The following is a 17,949-nucleotide window of genomic DNA, read 5'->3' as shown; positions in this document are numbered from 1 at the left end:
GTTATTTACCACCTATTTCAATTATTTTTCCATTTGTCATTTGTAAATATTCCATTATTGGCCCGAGTGATAAAGAGGGTAAGTAAACAAGAAGTCCTAATATTAAAATTGTACCAATAAGAAGTGATATAAATAGAAAGCCATCAATTTTAAAACTATTTTCGGTTATGGGCTTCTTTTTCTTTTGTATAAGCGAACCTGCAATTGCGAGCAGTGGAATTAAATTTAAATAACGGCCTGCAAGCATAGCAATGGAAGTGGTATAGTTCCAAAATGGTGTATTTGCATTGAGAGATCCGAAAGCGCTTCCATTATTTTGTGCTGATGATGTATATGCATAAAGCATTTCTGTGAAACCATGTGGCCCTGGATTTCCTATTGATGAAAAGCCACTTTGAACCATGGATGAAATTGCCAAAAGAACAAGAATAACAAAACTTACACTTATAACTGGAATAATTGCTATTTTTATATCTCTTTCTTCAATCTTTTTTCCTAAATATTCTGGTGTGCGTCCAATCATAAGGCCAGCAATAAAGACAGCCAAGATTATAAATAAAATCATGCCATATAGACCAGAACCAACCCCTCCAAAAATAACTTCATTTAAAAGCATATTAATAAGTGCAAACATACCTCCAAGCGGAGTTAAACTGCTATGAGAATTAGCGACAGCTCCACAGGAAGCAGCTGTTGTAACGCTCGTAAATAGAGAAGAAGAAAAGATTCCAAAACGTGCTTCTTTACCTTCCATATTTATAGAAGATGACAAACCAAGTGTGTCAATAAAGTTTGGATTTCCTTGATATTCAAAATATGCAACTAAAATTGCAGAAGCTAAAAATAGAATGGTCATACTTATCCAAATAGCAAATGCATGTTTCATATAATTTGCCATTTTTCCGAAAGTAAACACAAGCGCGCTTGGAATTAGAAATATTGAAATCATTTGAAAAAAATGACTCAAAGCTGTCGGATTTTCATATGGATGAGCAGCATTTGCATTAAAAAAACCGCCTCCATTGACCCCTAATAATTTAATTGCCACTTGCGAAGCAACTGGACCTTGAGGCAGTATTTGTTCAACTCCCTCAAGGGTTTTTACATGAATATAAGCTAAAAAATTTTGAATTATTCCTTGCGAAATATAGAAAATTGCAAATATTAAAGAGAGGGGTAATAAAATATATAAAGTAGAACGACATAAATCAACCCAAAAACATCCAAGTCCAACCGACTTTTCTTGAACTAATCCTCGTATAATTGCAATACAAGCTGCAAGACCAATAGCAGCAGAAAGGAAATTATTAGAACTCAAGGCAACCATTTGCGAAAAATAACTCATCGTTGTTTCGCCAGAATATGCTTGCCAATTTGTATTGGTCAAGAAACTAACGGCCGTGTTAAAAGCGAGATCAGTGGGTAAACCAGGAAAATTTTGTGGATTGAGCGGGAATATATGTTGGAACTTTAAAATAAAAAAAGTTAATGCAAAAAGAAATGCACTAAAAATAATGATATCTAATGAATATTTTTGCCAAGATTGAGATTCGTCTGAGTCAATTTTTGCAATCTTATAAATACGCTTTTCAATGGGAAGTAAAAAATAATGTAAGAAAGTTTTTTCTCCATTCATGACTTTAAATATAAAATTTCCCAATGGATAAGAGAGTATAAATAAGATAAACATAAACAAAAAAAGAAAAAGAAAAAGAAAATCATGAGCATTCATATATTAAAAATCCTCAACTTATTTAAGAGCGCATTTTCCAGACTTATACATTTTTAAAAATAAACTCTCAAGAGAGGTTGGTATAATTATGAAGTTTCATTTTTGATGTGCTAAAATAAACGAGGATTATGATTGCATTAAAATCATGCAATTTATGGAGAAATTATGAGCAATACACAACTCACTGAAGAAAATATTTACAATAGAAATCTAATTTCTGAGGAACATAATCTTCAAGAAAATTCAGAGAGTTTTACCATTGGATCCGAAGAAGCGGCGCAAATTCTTGGAGTCAATCGTTCTCGTTTGTCACAACTGACAAGTAAAGGAATATTCTTATTTGAGCGCAGAAAAATTGATACAAGAAATCGACTGTTTTATCGCCTGAGCGATCTTCTAAACCATCAAAGATCCCAAATGCATGGAAATTCATATGAATATTTAGAAACAAGCACTCTCGACTCTAAAAGCACTTTAAAATCTGAAAAAATTATTGAAGAGACTCAAAGCTCTCAAGTTAATATACCACCAAAAAAAATACTTTTAACTTTAAAAAATAAGAATCAAAAGACAACGGAATTCAATCATAAAGCGACTGAACTTTTTCTACAAAGCGAAAAAAGGAAAGAAGAAAGAAGTGTCGTCTTAAATATAGAATTGATGAAAGAAAAAATATTTAAGCAAGAAGAAGAGTTAAACAACCTTAAAGCTTTAATAAATAAAGAAGAAACAATTTTTACGCAAAAAATAGCTGATAATAACTCAAAATTAAATAAAGTCCTTAATACAAACTTTTCAATTCAAAGTAAGATTAACACGATCAAAAATAGTAATGAAGAGTTAGATTTAAAGTTAGATGAATTGTTTAACTGCTTTAAAAAACAAAAAAACTGGAAAATTAAAAAACCAAAATATAGAACTCCTTTAGCAGCGCGTCGCTAAATACATTTGTGTTCCCATTTGACGAACAAGCTCTAATTGTTGAGAAATAAAATTCACATAGTCTATATGTATTAAAACAATTTTCTCACATATTTGACGTATTTCTATATTTTGGTTTGCAATGAGAGATAATCTTAAAGCAACTTCTTTACAACTTTCAGCCATTTCTCGATCACTTACAAAAATTTCCTCTACAGTTTGGCCGATATTAAGTTTATTTAAGTTTTGTAAATCAAAGTTTAACTCTGCACTTAACATAAGCATAATTAAAGAATCAAGTTGTATAGAAACCTCTTCTCGATGCAAAGTTATTTTATCAAATAACTTTTGATAACCCCATAATTGACAAATATTTCTATGCACTCGCAGCTGCTGTAAAATTGTTGCATGTACTTGTACAAGAGCAACTAAACCACTCGCCATTTCTCCTGTGATTTTCATATGAATGACCTCCAAAAGAATCCTGTTCCAACTCACAACATGAATACATTAACATAAAATAAAAAAAGCCACATACAAAACATAATGTACGTGGCTTTCTATAAAAAGATCATTTGAAAATTATTTATTTTCAGCAGCTCTCTTAGCTTTGTATTTAGCAACCATATCTTCTTGAACATTGCGTGGAACAGCTGCGTATTTAGCAAATTCCATTGAGAATTCACCTTTACCTTGAGTTCCTGAGCGTAAGTCTGTAGAGAAGCCAAACATTTCTGTAAGAGGGACTTCTGCTTCAATTTGGCAATAACCACCATTTCCAGCAGTTCCCATAATCACACCACGGCGTTGATTAATAAGGCCCATCATAGTTCCTTGGAACTCCTCTGGTCCTTCAATGCCAACCTTCATAATAGGTTCAAGAATAACTGGCTTAGCGCTCATATAAGATTCGCGGAAACCTGTCATAGCACATGTTTTAAATGCCATTTCGTTTGAGTCAACTGGGTGGTGTAAACCGTCATTTACAACTAATTTCACGCCAACAACTTGAGCTCCAATAAGAAGACCTGTTTTTAACTGTTCAACAAAGCCCTTTTCACAAGCAGGAATAAACTGTCTTGGAATGGAGCCGCCAACGGTATCATCTTCAAATTCATAGACTTTATCGCCAGCATCAACTAAAGGCTCCATAAAACCAATAATACGAGCAAATTGTCCAGAACCACCGGATTGCTTTTTGTGTGTGTAGTTAATTTCTGCACGTGAAGTAAGTGCTTCGCGGAAGTTAACTTGTGGCTTACCAACAATTGTTTCGCAGCCAAATTCACGTTTCATACGTTCAACATAAATTTCGAGGTGAAGTTCACCCATACCTGCAATAATTGTTTCTCCAGATTCTTCATCTCGGGAAACGCGGAATGTAGGATCTTCTTTTGTAAACTTATTTAAAGCTTTGGAGAAGTTTGTTTGAGCTGTTTTGTCCTTAGGTGCAATTGCTAACGTAATAACTGCATTTGGAACGTACATAGAAGCCATTGTTACATTGAGTTTGCCGTCTGTGAAAGTATCACCTGAAGCACAGTCAACACCAAAGAGAGCAACGATATCACCCGCTGAAGCTTCATCAATATCTTCCATATCGTCTGAGTGAAGACGAACAATACGTGGAACCTTAACGCGTTTTTCAGAGGACATATTGGTGATCATTTCACCTTTTTTAACTGTCCCTTGATAAATGCGCATAAATGTAAGCTGACCATAACGTGTTTCATCAAGCTTAAATGCAAGCATAACAAGTGGAAGGTTAGGATCTGCTTTAAGAGGAACACGTTCTTCGTTATTTGTTTGATCAAGAGCTTCGTTAGAAACTTCATTTGGTGCAGGTAAATAAGCTGTAACTGCATCGAGAAGAACTTGAACACCTTTATTTTTGAAGGCGGAACCACAAAATACAGGTGTAAACTGAAGGCTGATAACGGCTTTACGCATAGCTTTTGTAGCTTCGTCAAGGGTAACAAATTCATCAGAAAGGAATTTTTCAGCAACTACATCGTCGAAATCAGCAAGCGCACCAATAAGGTCACTGCGGCGAGATTTCGCTTCGTCGATCATATCCACTGGAATTTCTTCTTCACGAACATTTTCACCGTTAGCACCATCAAAGTAGAATGCTTTCATGGAAAGAAGGTCAACAACACCTTGGAAACGGTCTTCAGCGCCGATTGGCATTTGTGCCATCCATGCATTGTGATTTAATTTTTCGCGTAATTGTTGGCAAACACGGTAAGGGTTTGCGCCTGGACGATCCATTTTATTTACAAAAGCAATACGTGGAACGCGGTAACGACGCATTTGGCGGTCAACAGTAATAGACTGTGACTGAACACCTGCGACAGAACAAAGAACAAGAATTGCTCCGTCAAGAACACGCAATGAACGTTCAACTTCAACTGTAAAGTCAACGTGACCGGGGGTGTCGATAAGGTTAATCCAAGTCTCTCTCCACTGGCAAAAAGTAGCAGCAGACTGAATTGTAATGCCTTTTTCACGCTCAAGATCCATATGATCCATAGTCGCGCCAACGCCAGATTTGCCTTTTACTTCCTCAATTTTGTGAATTTTACCGGTATAAAAAAGAATACGCTCGGAAAGAGTGGTCTTTCCGGAGTCGATATGAGCAGAAATACCAATATTTCTAACGTGGGAGAGGTCTTTGATTGTCATATTTGATCCAACTCAACATAAAAATGGTTAAAACTTCAGTCCAAACCAGAGGACGGGAAACACGCTCTGTGCTATCTGATTTTGAACTGAATTTCAATAGCCTTTTTTAAGCTTTTCTTGGGAGAAGCTTCTAAATTGAAGCTCTTATACCATACTGACTTTTTGCCATCCATTTGCGTCGAGCATAAGCCTGCTCAATAATATCTTCTATCCAAATATTACCAAGAATACCTTCATATTCCCATAGTTTTGGAAACATACTTATAGATGTTAAACCGGGCAAAGTGTTAATCTCATTAAAAACAAATCGATTAAGTGTTTTACAATTCCAAAAATCAATGCGGCATAGCCCTGATATGCCTGTTGCCTTTGCAATTTTTTCTGCTAAAGTTTTAAGCTCTTGCATGCGCTCAGAATCTATTTTTGCTGGAATATTTGAAGTGGCTTCAGAAGCATTTGAATACTTTTCTTCATAGGAGTAAAAGTCCTTTGTCACAATTTCTCCTGCTAGAGTTATTTTTGGAAACGCAGAAGTCCCTAAAAAAGCGCATTCAACTTCAGTTCCACTCATGGGCTCTTCAACCAAAACTTTTTGATCGAAAGACAATGCTTCTATTAATAGCTTTTGCAATTCAAGTCGATTTTTAGCTCTTCCTGTGCCTACAGCTGAACCAAGGGAGTTGGGTTTCACAAAACACGGATAACCAATTGCTCTTTCAAGATTAATTAATGTCTCTTCTTGATTTTTAAAATACACTTCGCCAACAACCACTTCATACTTTGCGATTGAAATACCTGCATCACGTGCAAGTCGTTTGGCAATATCTTTATCAATCCCCACCACACTGGCTCGAATATCACAGCCAACATAAGCAACTTCTGCCAGTTCAAAAAGTCCTTGCAAACGACCATCTTCTCCGTTTTGACCATGCAAAACAGGGAAAAAACATGAAGCTTCTAGGTTAAGAATTCGATAGGGAAAAGAGTCAAAATCCTTTGCAATTTCTTCTGCTAAATGAGGAAGAATAACACTTTTTATGTTTTTTCGATCTGGTATTTTAATTAATGAACGTCCCTCGATAATTTCTGAAAGATCTTGAACCGTTATGTCTAAGAAATCTTTTGCTTTGAATGTTCCTTCAAGGCTGTAATATATACCATTTCTATTTATACCAACAGGAATGATATTATATTTATCAGGTATGTTTTTGAATATAAACACGGCTGAGCGCAATGATATTTCATGCTCACTTGAACGCCCCCCAAATAAAACAGCAACTGTATTTTCAAAATTGTGAAATTGATTCATTTTGCTTTCTCCAATAACGACTGGGAAACATAACTAGCCATGGAAAATACACGAGCTTCACTTGAATTGAAACTGAACAAGAGTTATGAAAGAGTAGACAGTACAAATGTATGGTACTCTTCCTTTCTGGAAGAATCTATATACGATTATGGGTTGCACGATTCTCGAACACATGCCTTTATCTAATCACGTGCAACATATCTTTGCAATAAAAGGAGAACCTCATGTCCGCTACAGATACAAACATCAATAAATTTAAAGCTCTAGAAACTCTTTTCCAGTCCGTAGAAAAACAATTTGGAAAAGGCACCATCATGCGTCTTTCTGATGACTCCAAAATTGCACAAGAAATTCAGGTTATTCCAACAGGTTCCCTTAGTCTCGACGTAGCTCTTGGAGTGGGTGGCTTACCAAAAGGGCGTGTTGTTGAAATTTATGGAACGGAGTCCAGCGGTAAAACCACGCTGACTTTACATGCTATTGCTGAATGCCAAAAAAAGGGAGGCATTGCAGCTTTTATCGACGCAGAACATGCTCTCGATGTCAGTTATGCTCGTAAAATAGGTGTTAGCACCTCTGATCTCCTTGTTTCTCAACCTGACAATGGAGAACAAGCTCTTGAAATAGTTGATATGCTTGTTCGCAGTGGCGCAGTTGATCTCATTGTGGTGGATTCCGTTGCCGCTCTCACTCCAAAATCTGAAATTGAAGGAGAAATGGGTGACAGTCATATGGGCTTGCAAGCACGCCTTATGAGCCAAGCATTGCGCAAACTCACAGGAAGCATTTCAAAAACAAATTGCTGCGTTATTTTCATCAATCAAGTGCGTATGAAAATTGGTATTGTCTTCGGCAATCCCGAAACCACAACGGGTGGACAAGCTCTTAAATTTTACTCTACCGTACGTCTTGAAGTGCGAAAAGCAGCGGCTATTAAAAACGCCAATGATACCATTGGTCATCGCACTAAAGTAAAAGTTGTTAAAAATAAGGTTGCAGCTCCCTTTAAAGAAGTTGAATTCGATATTATGTTTGGACATGGCATTAGTAAAGAAGGTGATGTTCTTGATCTTGCTTCTGCACCCGATGCAGAAATTATTCAAAAAAGCGGCACATGGTTTACTTACAATGGAGAACGCCTTGGACAAGGGCGTGAAAATGCAAAAGAATATTTACGTGAACATCCAGAAACAATGGCAAAAATCGAAGCAGCTGTACGCGCTCGCGCTAATCTCATTCGTAACCCAAGCAACACAAATGACGAAAATGTAGAAGACTCTACAATAAAGTCCTTACCAGGAGCAACTCAAGCCCTTCCAAGCACATCAAGCAAACCTGGGCGACGCAGCAGTGCAGGAGCCTCTGTTTCAGCTGAGTAACAACCCTATGTTGTGGAATTCTCTCCTTCCACAACAGCAGCCTCATTTCAATTCAACCCTTCTTTAAAGAAAATTATAAAAACCAACTCATAAGAGCTTTGTTGCAAAGATTTTAGAGAATATATAGGGTCAAGTTTCTTATTTATAAAAGTAAGAAACTTGAAATGAATCTGGTTATTTGGAGAAATATTATGGAAGAATGGGATCTCGTAGTCGTTGGCGGCGGCGCAGCAGGATATTTTGGAGCAATTGCTTGCGCAGAGGCATTTCCAGGGGCTCGTGTTCTCATACTTGAAGCCACAGCAAGGGTTTTAACAAAAGTTAAAATTTCAGGAGGGGGACGCTGCAATGTCACTCACCACCAATTCGATGCAAAGCAGCTTACAACTTTTTACCCAAGGGGACAAAAGGAACTCATTGGGCCTTTCCATAAATTTCAGCCTAAAGACACTGTAACATGGTTTAAAGATCATGGAGTTGAATTAAAGGTTGAAGAAGATGGCCGTATGTTTCCCATAACCAATGATTCCCAAACAATTATCAATTGTCTCGACTCAGCAGCTCGAAATTCAGGGGTTGTCCTTAGAAAAAATAAACTCGTACAAAAAATTAAGTCCGCCACAAATAGCTTTGAAATCCAAGCAAAATCAGAAGACCTTATTAAAACACGATTTGTTTTACTCGCAACTGGAAGTATGCCATACGGTGTCAGCTTAGCAGCCAACTTAGGACATCAATTAGTACCGCCCGTTCCCTCACTTTTTACCTTTCAAGTAAAAGACCCCCTCCTAAAAGATTTATCAGGTATCAGCTTTTCTTCAATAAGCATTCATCTAAAGATTGAAGGAACAACTCAAGACTTCTCTCAAATAGGCTCTTGTCTCATTACTCACTGGGGCCTTAGTGGACCTGCAGTTTTAAAATTATCTGCTTTTGCTGCACGTGACTTACATAAGAGTGATTACAAAGGAATATTACAAATAAACTGGACTCAATCCTTAAGATTGGAAGATGCTCTACAAAAACTCGAAATGTGTAAGAGTCATTTCCCTAAAAAAAAGGTGAGTAACGAAAACCCATTTAACTGCGTAAAAAGGTTTTGGGATGCTATTTTGCGAGAAACAGGTCTCAAGGAAGGAATAATTTATAGTGAAACGACTAAAAAACAATTACAGGAACTTGCACTAAGGATGACACAAACGACCCTACGTCTAAATGGTAAGGGTGAGTTTAAAGAAGAATTCGTCACTGCAGGAGGAGTTTCTCGAGAAGAAATTGATTTCCGCAATATGGAAAGTAAAATTCATTCAGGGCTGTATTTTGCTGGAGAAGCTGTCGATATTGATGGAGTAACGGGAGGATTTAACTTTCAAAATGCATGGACAGGAGCATGGCTCTCTGGACAAGACATTGCAAAAAAACTTGGACTCTAAGTTCAACGATTTTTACTCCGCAGGTTAAAGTATGAAAAAAATTTTAGTGTTTATTGATGGAGATTGTTTGTTTTGTAGCAAATTTTCATTGTTATGTCTAAAACTTGAAAAAAATAAAGAATATAATTTTTATTTCTGCGATTTAAATGCAGAAATATCAAAGATTTTTTTTAAAAAAAATCACTATACTTCTGATAATAAATCAATTGTATTATATAAAAACGAAAACGTTTATATCAAGTTTTTTGCAATTATAGAATTATCAAAACATTTAAAATTTCCGTTAAATTTATTTATATTATTCAAATTCATTCCGAGCATATTTCATAACAAAATATATGATATTTTCAGTAAGAATAGATACCTATTTGGTAAAAGCGAAAGTTGCGAAATCATACCCCAAGAGTACAAAAAAAGATTTATTACAAGAGAAAATGATTTGTATAATTTTTAATAAAAAAATAAATTAGAAGCTGTCCAACATGATTAAGCCACCAAGTAATCATTATAAATATTGAATTTTTTAATAAATATTAAGCAATGCGCCATCCATATAAAATTCTCAAATAGTTTAGGAGAAGATCTTATTGTTAATGAAATAAAGAATTATATAGAAAGCTAAGATATATTTTTCTTAAAATTTAATATTGTTCATAAATTTAGAGACATTCTAAATCACTTAAACTCGATTCAGAATGTCTGACACTTGAGAAACTGTTGGCATCTCTCGAAAAATAAAACCATTTTCTTTAAAATAATTTGAGTCTTCCATTAACTTCTGTAACTCAATATCTTTTAAAAGTGCTTTTGAAACACCGATTATGAATCCACTTATTTTCTTTTTTTCTATACTTACTATTCTTTGCTTTAAAGCTGTTTTATGCCACGGATGAAATAATTCTAAGAAAACTTTTTTATTTTGAGCTGTAAACTCATAATCTGGGAAAAAATAATTGTTTCCATCATAAAATATTTCATCTAAATAAAGCTCAATATTCCATTCTCCATTTTTTTTACGAAACAATTCAGCAAACATTTTGAATTCATCTGGTGAATACGCACTAAAGTTTTTATAATGAGAAACTAAAGGGCTTTCATAAGATAAGTTCAACACTCCTTTACTTCGTTCTGTACGACCCAACTGAATATCTGCTGAAATTTCCCATTGAGATAAAAGGACAAGAGAAGGAAAAAAAGAAGCTAAATTAAATCCATATTTTTGGGTATGCATAAAAAGAGAGAGAGGGCCATCTAAGACAATCTCATAGAAATCATCTGTAATTTGAATATTTGCAACCAACTGGAAAAAACGAATTTGTTTTAAAAGGTATCTAATTTCTAGTTTAGCATTCTCTTTTATTGGTATTTTAATGACAATTGCAGAGCTATGAAATAAAAAACCTTGCGACAGAGCTAAATTATAGCGATTTAAAAGATCCTTTGCTTGAATAGATTTAAAATGAGTTGCTGTGTGAAATTCTGGAAGGTCAGAATAAAGTTGAAGCTTAATTTCTTCAGAAAATAAATTTATGTCTTCAGAAATAGACTTAATATAACTATCATATGATATATTTTTATTAGAGTTAAAATATTCACAGGATTTTGTAAAAATAACTTCTCTAAAATCAATTACTTCATCACCTAACGAAGTTTTAAATTCAAGTCTATCAAATAAAAGCTTAACAATTCCTTTTTGTAATTCATTTGAATAGTCATAAACGGAATTGATATGTGAAATTTCTTCTTCAAGTTCTCGCCGTTTTTTTCCCAAAGAATTTAAAAAAACTTCAATCAGATCTTTCGCATATTCTAAAAGTAAAGGATCTTTCGCATCAATAAATAAAGGTATTATCTTACCTTTGTTTTTTTTAAATAGAAGCAGTTCTTTTTTCGTAAGCACTGTGCTGTTTCCTTCTTTGATTGACAAAATATTCGCTGGTGCCTTCAGAGATCAATTCATAGAGAATTGCTTTTTTTCCTTCTTTAGCTCTTAATATTCTTCCAAGCCTTTGAACATGTTCACGCACAGTTCCACTTCCAGAAACAACAATTGCAATATTTGCATCAGGGACATCAACACCCTCATTTAAGACTTTAGAAGTAACAAGAATATTAAATTTTCCGCTTCTGAAAGCAGATAGAAAACTTTCACGCTCTTTTACTTTTGTATGATGGGTAATGACAGGTAGAAGAAATTTTGATCCTAAATGATAGGCAGTTTCGTTATCTTGGGTAAAAATTAAAATGCGATCTGCTCTATGTTGACATAAAATTTCCCAAACCGAGTTCTCTTTATTTGAAGAAGCTTGAGCCAATTTTTTTTGTTTTAAATAAGCCTGAAATGCTTCTTTTCCTTCTTTACTTTGATGTGCTACCCGCAAGAAAGTTTGCCAGCCATTGTTATGTGAAAATTGAATATTTTTAGCTCTAACAAAATCAAGATATTTTCTTCTGTTCTCAGCATAAAGTAACTGTTCTTCTTCTGTCATAGCAATTTCTTTTGTAACAATATCATAGGGTGCTAAAGTTACACCTTCTAGATCTCGAATATCTGTTTGAAAGCAAATTGGTCCACATATTTTATAAAGTAGCTCTTCCTTTCCATCTGATCGCTCAGGAGTTGCAGTTAATCCTAATCGAAATGGAGCAACGGAGCTTATTGCTGTATATTGTAACTGTTCTCCAGGTAAGTGATGACATTCATCAAAGATAAGGAAACCAAATTTATTTCCTTTAAAAGGAACATGCAAGAGTGCAGAGTCATAAGTTGATACGGTTATGGTACTTAAATTATGGTAACCACCTCCTAACAAACCTATTTCTATATTAAAATAGCGTTTTAAAACTTGGTACCACTGCTGCATGAGATCAATTGTAGGAACGTGAATCAATGTAGGCCTACCAATTCTTTCTATAGCTAAAATTGCTAATATTGTTTTTCCAGCACCAGTTGGTAAGGTAACAACACCCTTTGCTCCTTTCTCGTACCAACTCTCTAGCGCATGTTGTTGGTAATATCTGGGAATAATCTTTTCTTGTAAAAAAAATGTGCAAGGTAAAAAATCTTTTGCATGATCGATATAAGAGATCTTTTTCTCTCGCAAGGATAAAATAAATTCTCGATAGTAAAATGCAGGTGCTCGATATTTTTGAACTCGTTCGTCCCACTTGAAAAATTTAAAATTTTTGCTAAATTGACTAATGCATTGTTCAGCTATCAACGTTCCTTTGTCAAAAAAAATTTCAAGCAAGACATATCCTCCTAGTAAGATGTGTTAATGTACATAAAAGTAATAATCTTTCAAAAAGGCAGATCTTATGATCGAGTTTAAAGGTGTTCATAAATGGTTTAAAAAGCTCCACGTCTTAAACAACATTGATCTTTTTGTAAAAAAAGGAGAAGTTGTCGTTGTCTGTGGACCTTCAGGTTCGGGTAAATCAACTCTCATTCGCACGGTAAACTCACTCGAACCAATAAGTGAAGGAATACTTTCTGTCGATGGAGTAAATGTTTCAGATTCCAAAACAAATATCAATAAACTTCGCACCGAAGTTGGCTTTGTTTTCCAACAATTTAATTTATATCCACACTTAAATGTTCTTGATAATATCACTTTAGCACCACGCAAAGTTAAAGGAATTGCAAAAAAAGAAGCCGAAAAATTTGCTATGGAACTATTAGCAAAAGTAGGAATGGAAAATAAAAAATCTTCACATCCTTCACAGCTTTCTGGTGGCCAACAACAACGTGTTGCAATTGCTAGAGGCCTTGCTATGCAGCCCAAAATTATGCTTTTTGATGAACCTACTTCTGCACTCGATCCTGAAATGATTGGTGAAGTATTAAAAGTCATGAAAGATTTAGCCAGCGGAGATATAACAATGATGGTTGTTACTCACGAAATGGGATTTGCACGAGAAGTTGCGGATCGAGTTATATTTATTGATCAAGGCATCATTGTTGAAGAAGCCTCTCCAGAAGAATTTTTTAATCATCCAAAATCTGACCGTGCACAAAAATTTCTAAAACAAGTTCTCACTCCAATGCAATCCGAATGAAAGGAATTATTAAATGAAACTCAATAGACGATTTTTTTTAGTGGCGCTTTCTACTCTCACTTTTTTATCTTTTACAAAGCAATCTTATGCCGATGTTACAGAAATTAAGAAAAAAGGTTCAATTATAGTTGGAGTTAAAGACTCTTTATACCCTTTTGGTTTTGTTGATGAAAAAACACGTAGATTGCAAGGGTATGATATAGATTTTGCAAATGAAATAGGAAAAAAACTAGGAGTTAAAGTTGAACTCAAAGCTGTGACTTCAGCAAATAGAATTCCTTTATTGAGCGAAGAAAATGTCGATTTATTAATATGTACAATGACAATTACTCCTGAAAGAGCAAAAGAGATTAATTTTAGCTATCCTTATTTCATTTCAAAACAAAAATTTATTGTTAAAAAAGGTTCTGTAAAATCTTTAAAAGATTTAGATGATAAAAAAATAGGAACAACAAAAGGATCTACTTCTGAGAAAAATGCTGCAGCTAAATTACCAAATGCAAAAATAATTTCATATGATGATTATCCACAAGCGTATTTAGCTATGCAACAAGAAAAAGTTTTTGCAATTACAACCGATGAATCTATTCTTGCAGGAATATTATCAAGATCAATTAAAAAGAAAGATTTTGAATTATCTTCATTTGATATTTCTAAAGAACCTTATGGGGTTGGTGTTAATAAGAAAAATCCAGAATTACTTAAAATTGTAAATCAAACTCTACTTGAAATGGAAAAAAATGGAAAAGCGAATGAAACATTTACTAAATGGTTTGGCCCTAAATCTCAAGTACCCCTTGTTCGTGATTTTAAAATAGTTCCATAAAGGTAACAAATGATCCAATTGGGAGAAAAAAATGTCCGCAACCCAATTTGACCTCTCAGTTGTTCTGCATGGAAAATATGCAGAATGGCTTTATGAAGGTCTAATTACAACACTTCAGCTATCAAGTATATCATGCGTTTTGGCATTTTTTTTGGGACTAAATATTGCAATTATGCGTATGACTAGTTTTACTCCAGTCCGCTGGTTTGCACAGTGTTACCTTGAGTTCTTTCGTAACACCCCTCTTATTGTCCAACTCTTTTTTTGGTACTTTGGCTCATATCAAATCTTACCGAAACCAATTAATGATTTTTTAAATCAATATAATTTTGAATTTGTTGCTGCTGTCATTGCTCTTACCTTTTATACATCTGCATTTATTGCAGAAGATATCCGCTCAGGAATTACAGCTATTCCCAAAGAACAAATGGAAGCATCACGCAGCAGTGGATTTTCTTATTTGCGTTCCATGCATTATATTATTCTACCTCAAGCAGTGCGACATACAATTCCTCCACTCATCAATCAGTTTCTTAACTTAACAAAAAACTCCTCAATGGCCATGGTTATTGGAGTCGGTGAACTCACTTATCAAGCGCGCCAAATTGAAAGCCAAGCATTTAAAAGTTTTGAAGCCTTTTTTGCAGCAACTTTTATTTATATTTGCATTTCATTTTCAATTACAATCCTAGTGACTTGGTATGACAAGAAAGTTCTTAATCCACTTGGAAAAGGAACACCTTAAAATGGAAAGTATTTTTGATTTTTCAGTCATTTCAGATAATTTTTTACAGCTTTTAATTGGCAGATACCCGCACGGCCCGCTAGGTGGGCTGGCACTCACATTAATATTGGCATTCATATCTGTCATACTCTCTATTTTTGGTGGACTGATACTTGGTTTACTTTGCATATCAAGAAATAAATTTATTAGCTTACCCATCATAGCAATCGTAAATATTGTTCGTGCCATGCCCTTGCTTATGGTTATTTTTTGGATGTTTTTTATTCTACCTTCGATTACTGGAGGAAAGATTCCTGAAAATACCACTGTCATATGCGCTCTCAGTATTTTTACTTCGTGTTACATTTCACAAATTGTTATTGCTGGCATTGCCAGTATTCCAAGGGGACAAACCGAAGCATCTATTTCTACTGGGCTTACTTACTGGCAAAGTATGCGTTACATTATTTTACCGCAAGGTTTACGTAACATGATTCCATCTTTTGTGAATCAGTTTGTTTCTTTAATTAAAGATACCTCTCTTGGATACATTGTTGGTGTGTCTGAAATCACCCAAGTTGCAATGCAAATAAATAATCGAACACAAATTCATTCTGCTGAAATATTTATATTCTTGGCTTTTATATATTTTATAATTTGTTTTATTTTTACAAGTTTAAGCAGATGGTTAGAAAAAAGTTTATCTTGGAAAAAAGTAATTTAATAATTTAAATTGGAATTCCCGTTTCTCTTAAAATATCATTTAAACTTACTTTCACATCTGTTTTTTGGTTTCTATACGCAATAATATAAGCACACTGTAACGGAATATCTCCACCTGGAAATGATTTTATTCTTGTTCCAGCAGCTACAACTGCATTTGGTGGAACATATCCACGGTATTCTTTTTTATCTGGGGTTGTCATATCATAAATAGGAGTTGAAGATGTTAAGCATACATTTGCACCAAGCACAGCACCTTCGCTCACGACAGAACCCTCCACAACAACCACACGACTGCCCAAAAATGCATTGTCACCAATAAGGACAGGACGTGCATTTTCTGGTTCAAGCACGCCCCCAATTCCAACACCGCCTGCAATATGCACATTTTTACCAATTTGTGTACAGCTTCCTGCAGTTGCCCAAGTGTCAATCATTGTTCCTGAACCAATCCATGCACCAATATTTACAAAACTCGGCATGAGTATAACTCCTTGAGAAACATAAGCTCCTTCACGAACTATTGAACCATGGGCCGAACGGACACCATATGTTGCAAGATCATTTCTCACATCAAATTTATCATGATAACTGATTAAACCTGCATGAACTCTACTATAAGTATCTAAATTCAAAGGAGTATCAAATTTAAAATGAAATGTTTCTGCAGTTCTCAAACGCATTGCCATTAAAATGCTTTGCTTAACCCAAGAATGTACTTCCCATTCTTGTAAATGAATCATTTCTTGTTCAAAACAATTTGCTTGCATACCTTTTGGGGATACAACACGAAGGAAACCTTTTTCAATATGTCTTAGACAGATCGTAACGGCTTCCTGTAGCTCTTTGTTTTTAAGACTTTCCCAATTTCCATAAGATTTTGAAATTAAAGATTTTAATTGCTTTAATTCTAAATCATTCAATTGATTCATAACTTAAATTCTCCAGAGTCTATTTTTGTTTGCCATATATTAAGGCATTCATTTATTTTTTCTACTGTTGGCACAAGAGCCATTCTAAAATTTCGGTCACATGAGTTTCCAAATGCATTCCCAGGAGTTGCCATTATTCCAGTCAAACTCAAAAGTGTATTGATGAAATCCACTCCTGATTGATAACTTTCAGGAATTTCTCCCCAAACATAAAAAGTGGCATTGCTGGGAAGCACCTTGATGCTATTTTTTTTAAAAAACTTATCGACAGATTTTCTTTTGCTTGAGAAAATTCTATTTCTTTCAAGCACATGTTCGGTATCTCCCCAAGCAGCTATTGCAGCTTTTTGAACAAAGTCGGGAGTACCAAGCCCCACATTTAATCTATATTTTGCGAAAAGGCCTATGAGCTCGGCTTGTCCAGCAACAAAACCTGAACGATATCCGGTCATTCCACTTCTCTTGCTTAAAGAAAAAAAGGAAAGAACATTTTTAAATTGATTGCTCTTAGAAATTTCTAGAAACGAGGTTGGAATGGTTTTTCCATCATAAAACATGTCCATATAGCATTCATCTGAAAGTATAATGATGTCATGCTTTAACGCCCAACTGTATATTTTTTCCATTTCTAAGTGTGTGATAGTCGCACCCGTTGGATTATGAGGATAGCATAACCAAATAGCAGCGATTTGCGGTAAAAGTTCTTCTGGTATTTCAGTTGGATCAAAAACATAGTTTTTTTCAGCTTTAAGTGGATTTTCATATGGAATTCCACCCGCTAAAATTGTTCCTGCCCTATAAACTGGATAACCTGGTTCAGGAAAAATGACCATTCTTCTTTGACTTGAAGAATTTAAGAGCAGTTGAGGGATATGAAAAACAGCTTCTTTACTGCCATTTGAAGAAATTACTTCAGTTTGACAGTTCACATCTACATTAAGTCTTTTCTTTGCCCAAGCAACACATGCCCTTCTGAGCTCAGGGGAACCAGGATTTTGTGGATATTGACTGACATCAGTGATGCCGCTTATAAGAGCCTGTTTAATAAAAGAGGGTGTGGGTTCTTTAGGATCTCCTAAAGTGAAGTCAAAAACTTCAATACCTTGAGATGTTAGCTTTTCTTTAATTTCATCATTTTTTGTTAATGCAAAAGGTTTTAGAGTAAGTAGCCATGAATTTAATTCATTGATTTTCATTTTTGTCCCTCACACAGTAATAGACCTCTC

16 protein-coding genes are annotated in these 17,949 nt (G+C 34.8%); 8 read left to right on the top strand and 8 right to left on the bottom strand.

The annotated features are described in order from the left end of the window. Nucleotide 1: 1 nt before the first annotated feature. Nucleotides 2–1,732: a potassium-transporting ATPase subunit KdpA gene (gene kdpA / locus GCL57_RS02050; protein ID WP_152211595.1), complete on the bottom strand. Its 1,731-nt coding sequence runs from the start codon at nt 1,730–1,732 to the stop codon at nt 2–4. Between the two features lie 165 nt (nt 1,733–1,897). Here kdpA and GCL57_RS02045 point away from each other — a divergent pair, with 165 nt between their 5' ends. Further along, on the top strand, nt 1,898–2,674 hold the full coding sequence (locus GCL57_RS02045) for a hypothetical protein (protein WP_152211594.1): 777 nt from the start codon (nt 1,898–1,900) through the stop codon (nt 2,672–2,674). Here the strand turns inward: GCL57_RS02045 and GCL57_RS02040 are convergent. The 3 genes from GCL57_RS02040 to GCL57_RS02030 all read right to left on the bottom strand — a co-directional run bounded on the left by GCL57_RS02040 (nt 2,657) and on the right by GCL57_RS02030 (nt 6,647). Then, on the bottom strand, nt 2,657–3,115 hold the full coding sequence (locus GCL57_RS02040) for a ferritin family protein (RefSeq protein ID WP_152211593.1): 459 nt from the start codon (nt 3,113–3,115) through the stop codon (nt 2,657–2,659). The genes GCL57_RS02045 and GCL57_RS02040 overlap by 18 nt on opposite strands. Before the next feature lie 120 nt (nt 3,116–3,235). Continuing rightward, the gene (gene fusA, locus GCL57_RS02035; RefSeq protein ID WP_152211592.1) at nt 3,236–5,338 is read right to left on the bottom strand and encodes an elongation factor G; all 2,103 of its coding nucleotides are present in this window, start codon (nt 5,336–5,338) and stop codon (nt 3,236–3,238) included. Between the two features lie 130 nt (nt 5,339–5,468). Then, entirely contained in the window at nt 5,469–6,647 is a 1,179-nt protein-coding gene (locus GCL57_RS02030) for a D-alanine--D-alanine ligase family protein (protein WP_152211591.1), read from the bottom strand. A 224-nt stretch (nt 6,648–6,871) separates the two neighbouring features. Here GCL57_RS02030 and recA point away from each other — a divergent pair, with 224 nt between their 5' ends. The 3 genes from recA (at nt 6,872) to GCL57_RS15165 (ending at nt 9,913) form a co-directional block, all read left to right on the top strand. Further along, nucleotides 6,872–8,026: a recombinase RecA gene (gene recA / locus GCL57_RS02025; RefSeq protein WP_152211590.1), complete on the top strand. Its 1,155-nt coding sequence runs from the start codon at nt 6,872–6,874 to the stop codon at nt 8,024–8,026. A 164-nt stretch (nt 8,027–8,190) separates the two neighbouring features. Continuing rightward, nucleotides 8,191–9,459, top strand: a complete 1,269-nt coding sequence (locus tag GCL57_RS02020; protein ID WP_211363202.1) for a BaiN/RdsA family NAD(P)/FAD-dependent oxidoreductase — start codon at nt 8,191–8,193, stop codon at nt 9,457–9,459. 31 nt (nt 9,460–9,490) lie between these two features. Then, the gene (locus GCL57_RS15165) at nt 9,491–9,913 is read left to right on the top strand and encodes a thiol-disulfide oxidoreductase DCC family protein (RefSeq protein WP_152211589.1); all 423 of its coding nucleotides are present in this window, start codon (nt 9,491–9,493) and stop codon (nt 9,911–9,913) included. A gap of 225 nt (nt 9,914–10,138) precedes the next feature. On the opposite strand, the gene GCL57_RS02010 is transcribed toward GCL57_RS15165, so the two are convergent. Further along, complete coding sequence (locus GCL57_RS02010) at nt 10,139–11,359, bottom strand: DUF790 family protein (RefSeq protein ID WP_161597551.1); 1,221 nt, start codon at nt 11,357–11,359, stop codon at nt 10,139–10,141. Next, entirely contained in the window at nt 11,328–12,710 is a 1,383-nt protein-coding gene (locus GCL57_RS02005; RefSeq protein WP_152211587.1) for a DEAD/DEAH box helicase, read from the bottom strand. The genes GCL57_RS02010 and GCL57_RS02005 overlap by 32 nt, the downstream gene beginning before the upstream one ends. A gap of 67 nt (nt 12,711–12,777) precedes the next feature. Here GCL57_RS02005 and GCL57_RS02000 point away from each other — a divergent pair, with 67 nt between their 5' ends. The 4 genes from GCL57_RS02000 to GCL57_RS01985 are packed head-to-tail and all read left to right on the top strand — an operon-like array spanning nt 12,778 to nt 15,792. Next, the gene (locus GCL57_RS02000) at nt 12,778–13,518 is read left to right on the top strand and encodes an amino acid ABC transporter ATP-binding protein (RefSeq protein ID WP_152211586.1); all 741 of its coding nucleotides are present in this window, start codon (nt 12,778–12,780) and stop codon (nt 13,516–13,518) included. Nucleotides 13,519–13,531: 13 nt separating this feature from the next. Beyond that, nucleotides 13,532–14,344 (top strand): ABC transporter substrate-binding protein, encoded by an 813-nt coding sequence (locus GCL57_RS01995; RefSeq protein WP_152211585.1) that lies wholly within the window; start codon nt 13,532–13,534, stop codon nt 14,342–14,344. A gap of 31 nt (nt 14,345–14,375) precedes the next feature. Next, the gene (locus tag GCL57_RS01990; protein WP_152211584.1) at nt 14,376–15,089 is read left to right on the top strand and encodes an amino acid ABC transporter permease; all 714 of its coding nucleotides are present in this window, start codon (nt 14,376–14,378) and stop codon (nt 15,087–15,089) included. Between the two features lies 1 nt (nt 15,090). Next, the gene (locus tag GCL57_RS01985; protein WP_152211583.1) at nt 15,091–15,792 is read left to right on the top strand and encodes an amino acid ABC transporter permease; all 702 of its coding nucleotides are present in this window, start codon (nt 15,091–15,093) and stop codon (nt 15,790–15,792) included. A 4-nt stretch (nt 15,793–15,796) separates the two neighbouring features. Here GCL57_RS01985 and GCL57_RS01980 read toward each other — a convergent pair whose 3' ends face one another. Together GCL57_RS01980 and GCL57_RS01975 are read right to left on the bottom strand one after the other, a co-directional pair. Then, nucleotides 15,797–16,723 carry a 2,3,4,5-tetrahydropyridine-2,6-dicarboxylate N-succinyltransferase gene (locus GCL57_RS01980; protein ID WP_152211582.1) on the bottom strand — a complete coding sequence of 309 codons (927 nt, stop codon included), beginning with the start codon at nt 16,721–16,723 and terminating at the stop codon, nt 15,797–15,799. Beyond that, complete coding sequence (locus GCL57_RS01975) at nt 16,720–17,919, bottom strand: aminotransferase class I/II-fold pyridoxal phosphate-dependent enzyme (protein WP_152211581.1); 1,200 nt, start codon at nt 17,917–17,919, stop codon at nt 16,720–16,722. The genes GCL57_RS01980 and GCL57_RS01975 overlap by 4 nt, the downstream gene beginning before the upstream one ends. Nucleotides 17,920–17,949: the final 30 nt, after the last annotated feature.

It is taken from the genome of Fluviispira multicolorata (assembly GCF_009208585.1).
In the GTDB taxonomy this organism is placed as follows: Bacteria; Bdellovibrionota_B; Oligoflexia; order Silvanigrellales; family Silvanigrellaceae; genus Silvanigrella; species Silvanigrella multicolorata.
This window is presented reverse-complemented; position numbering and strand designations above follow the sequence as displayed.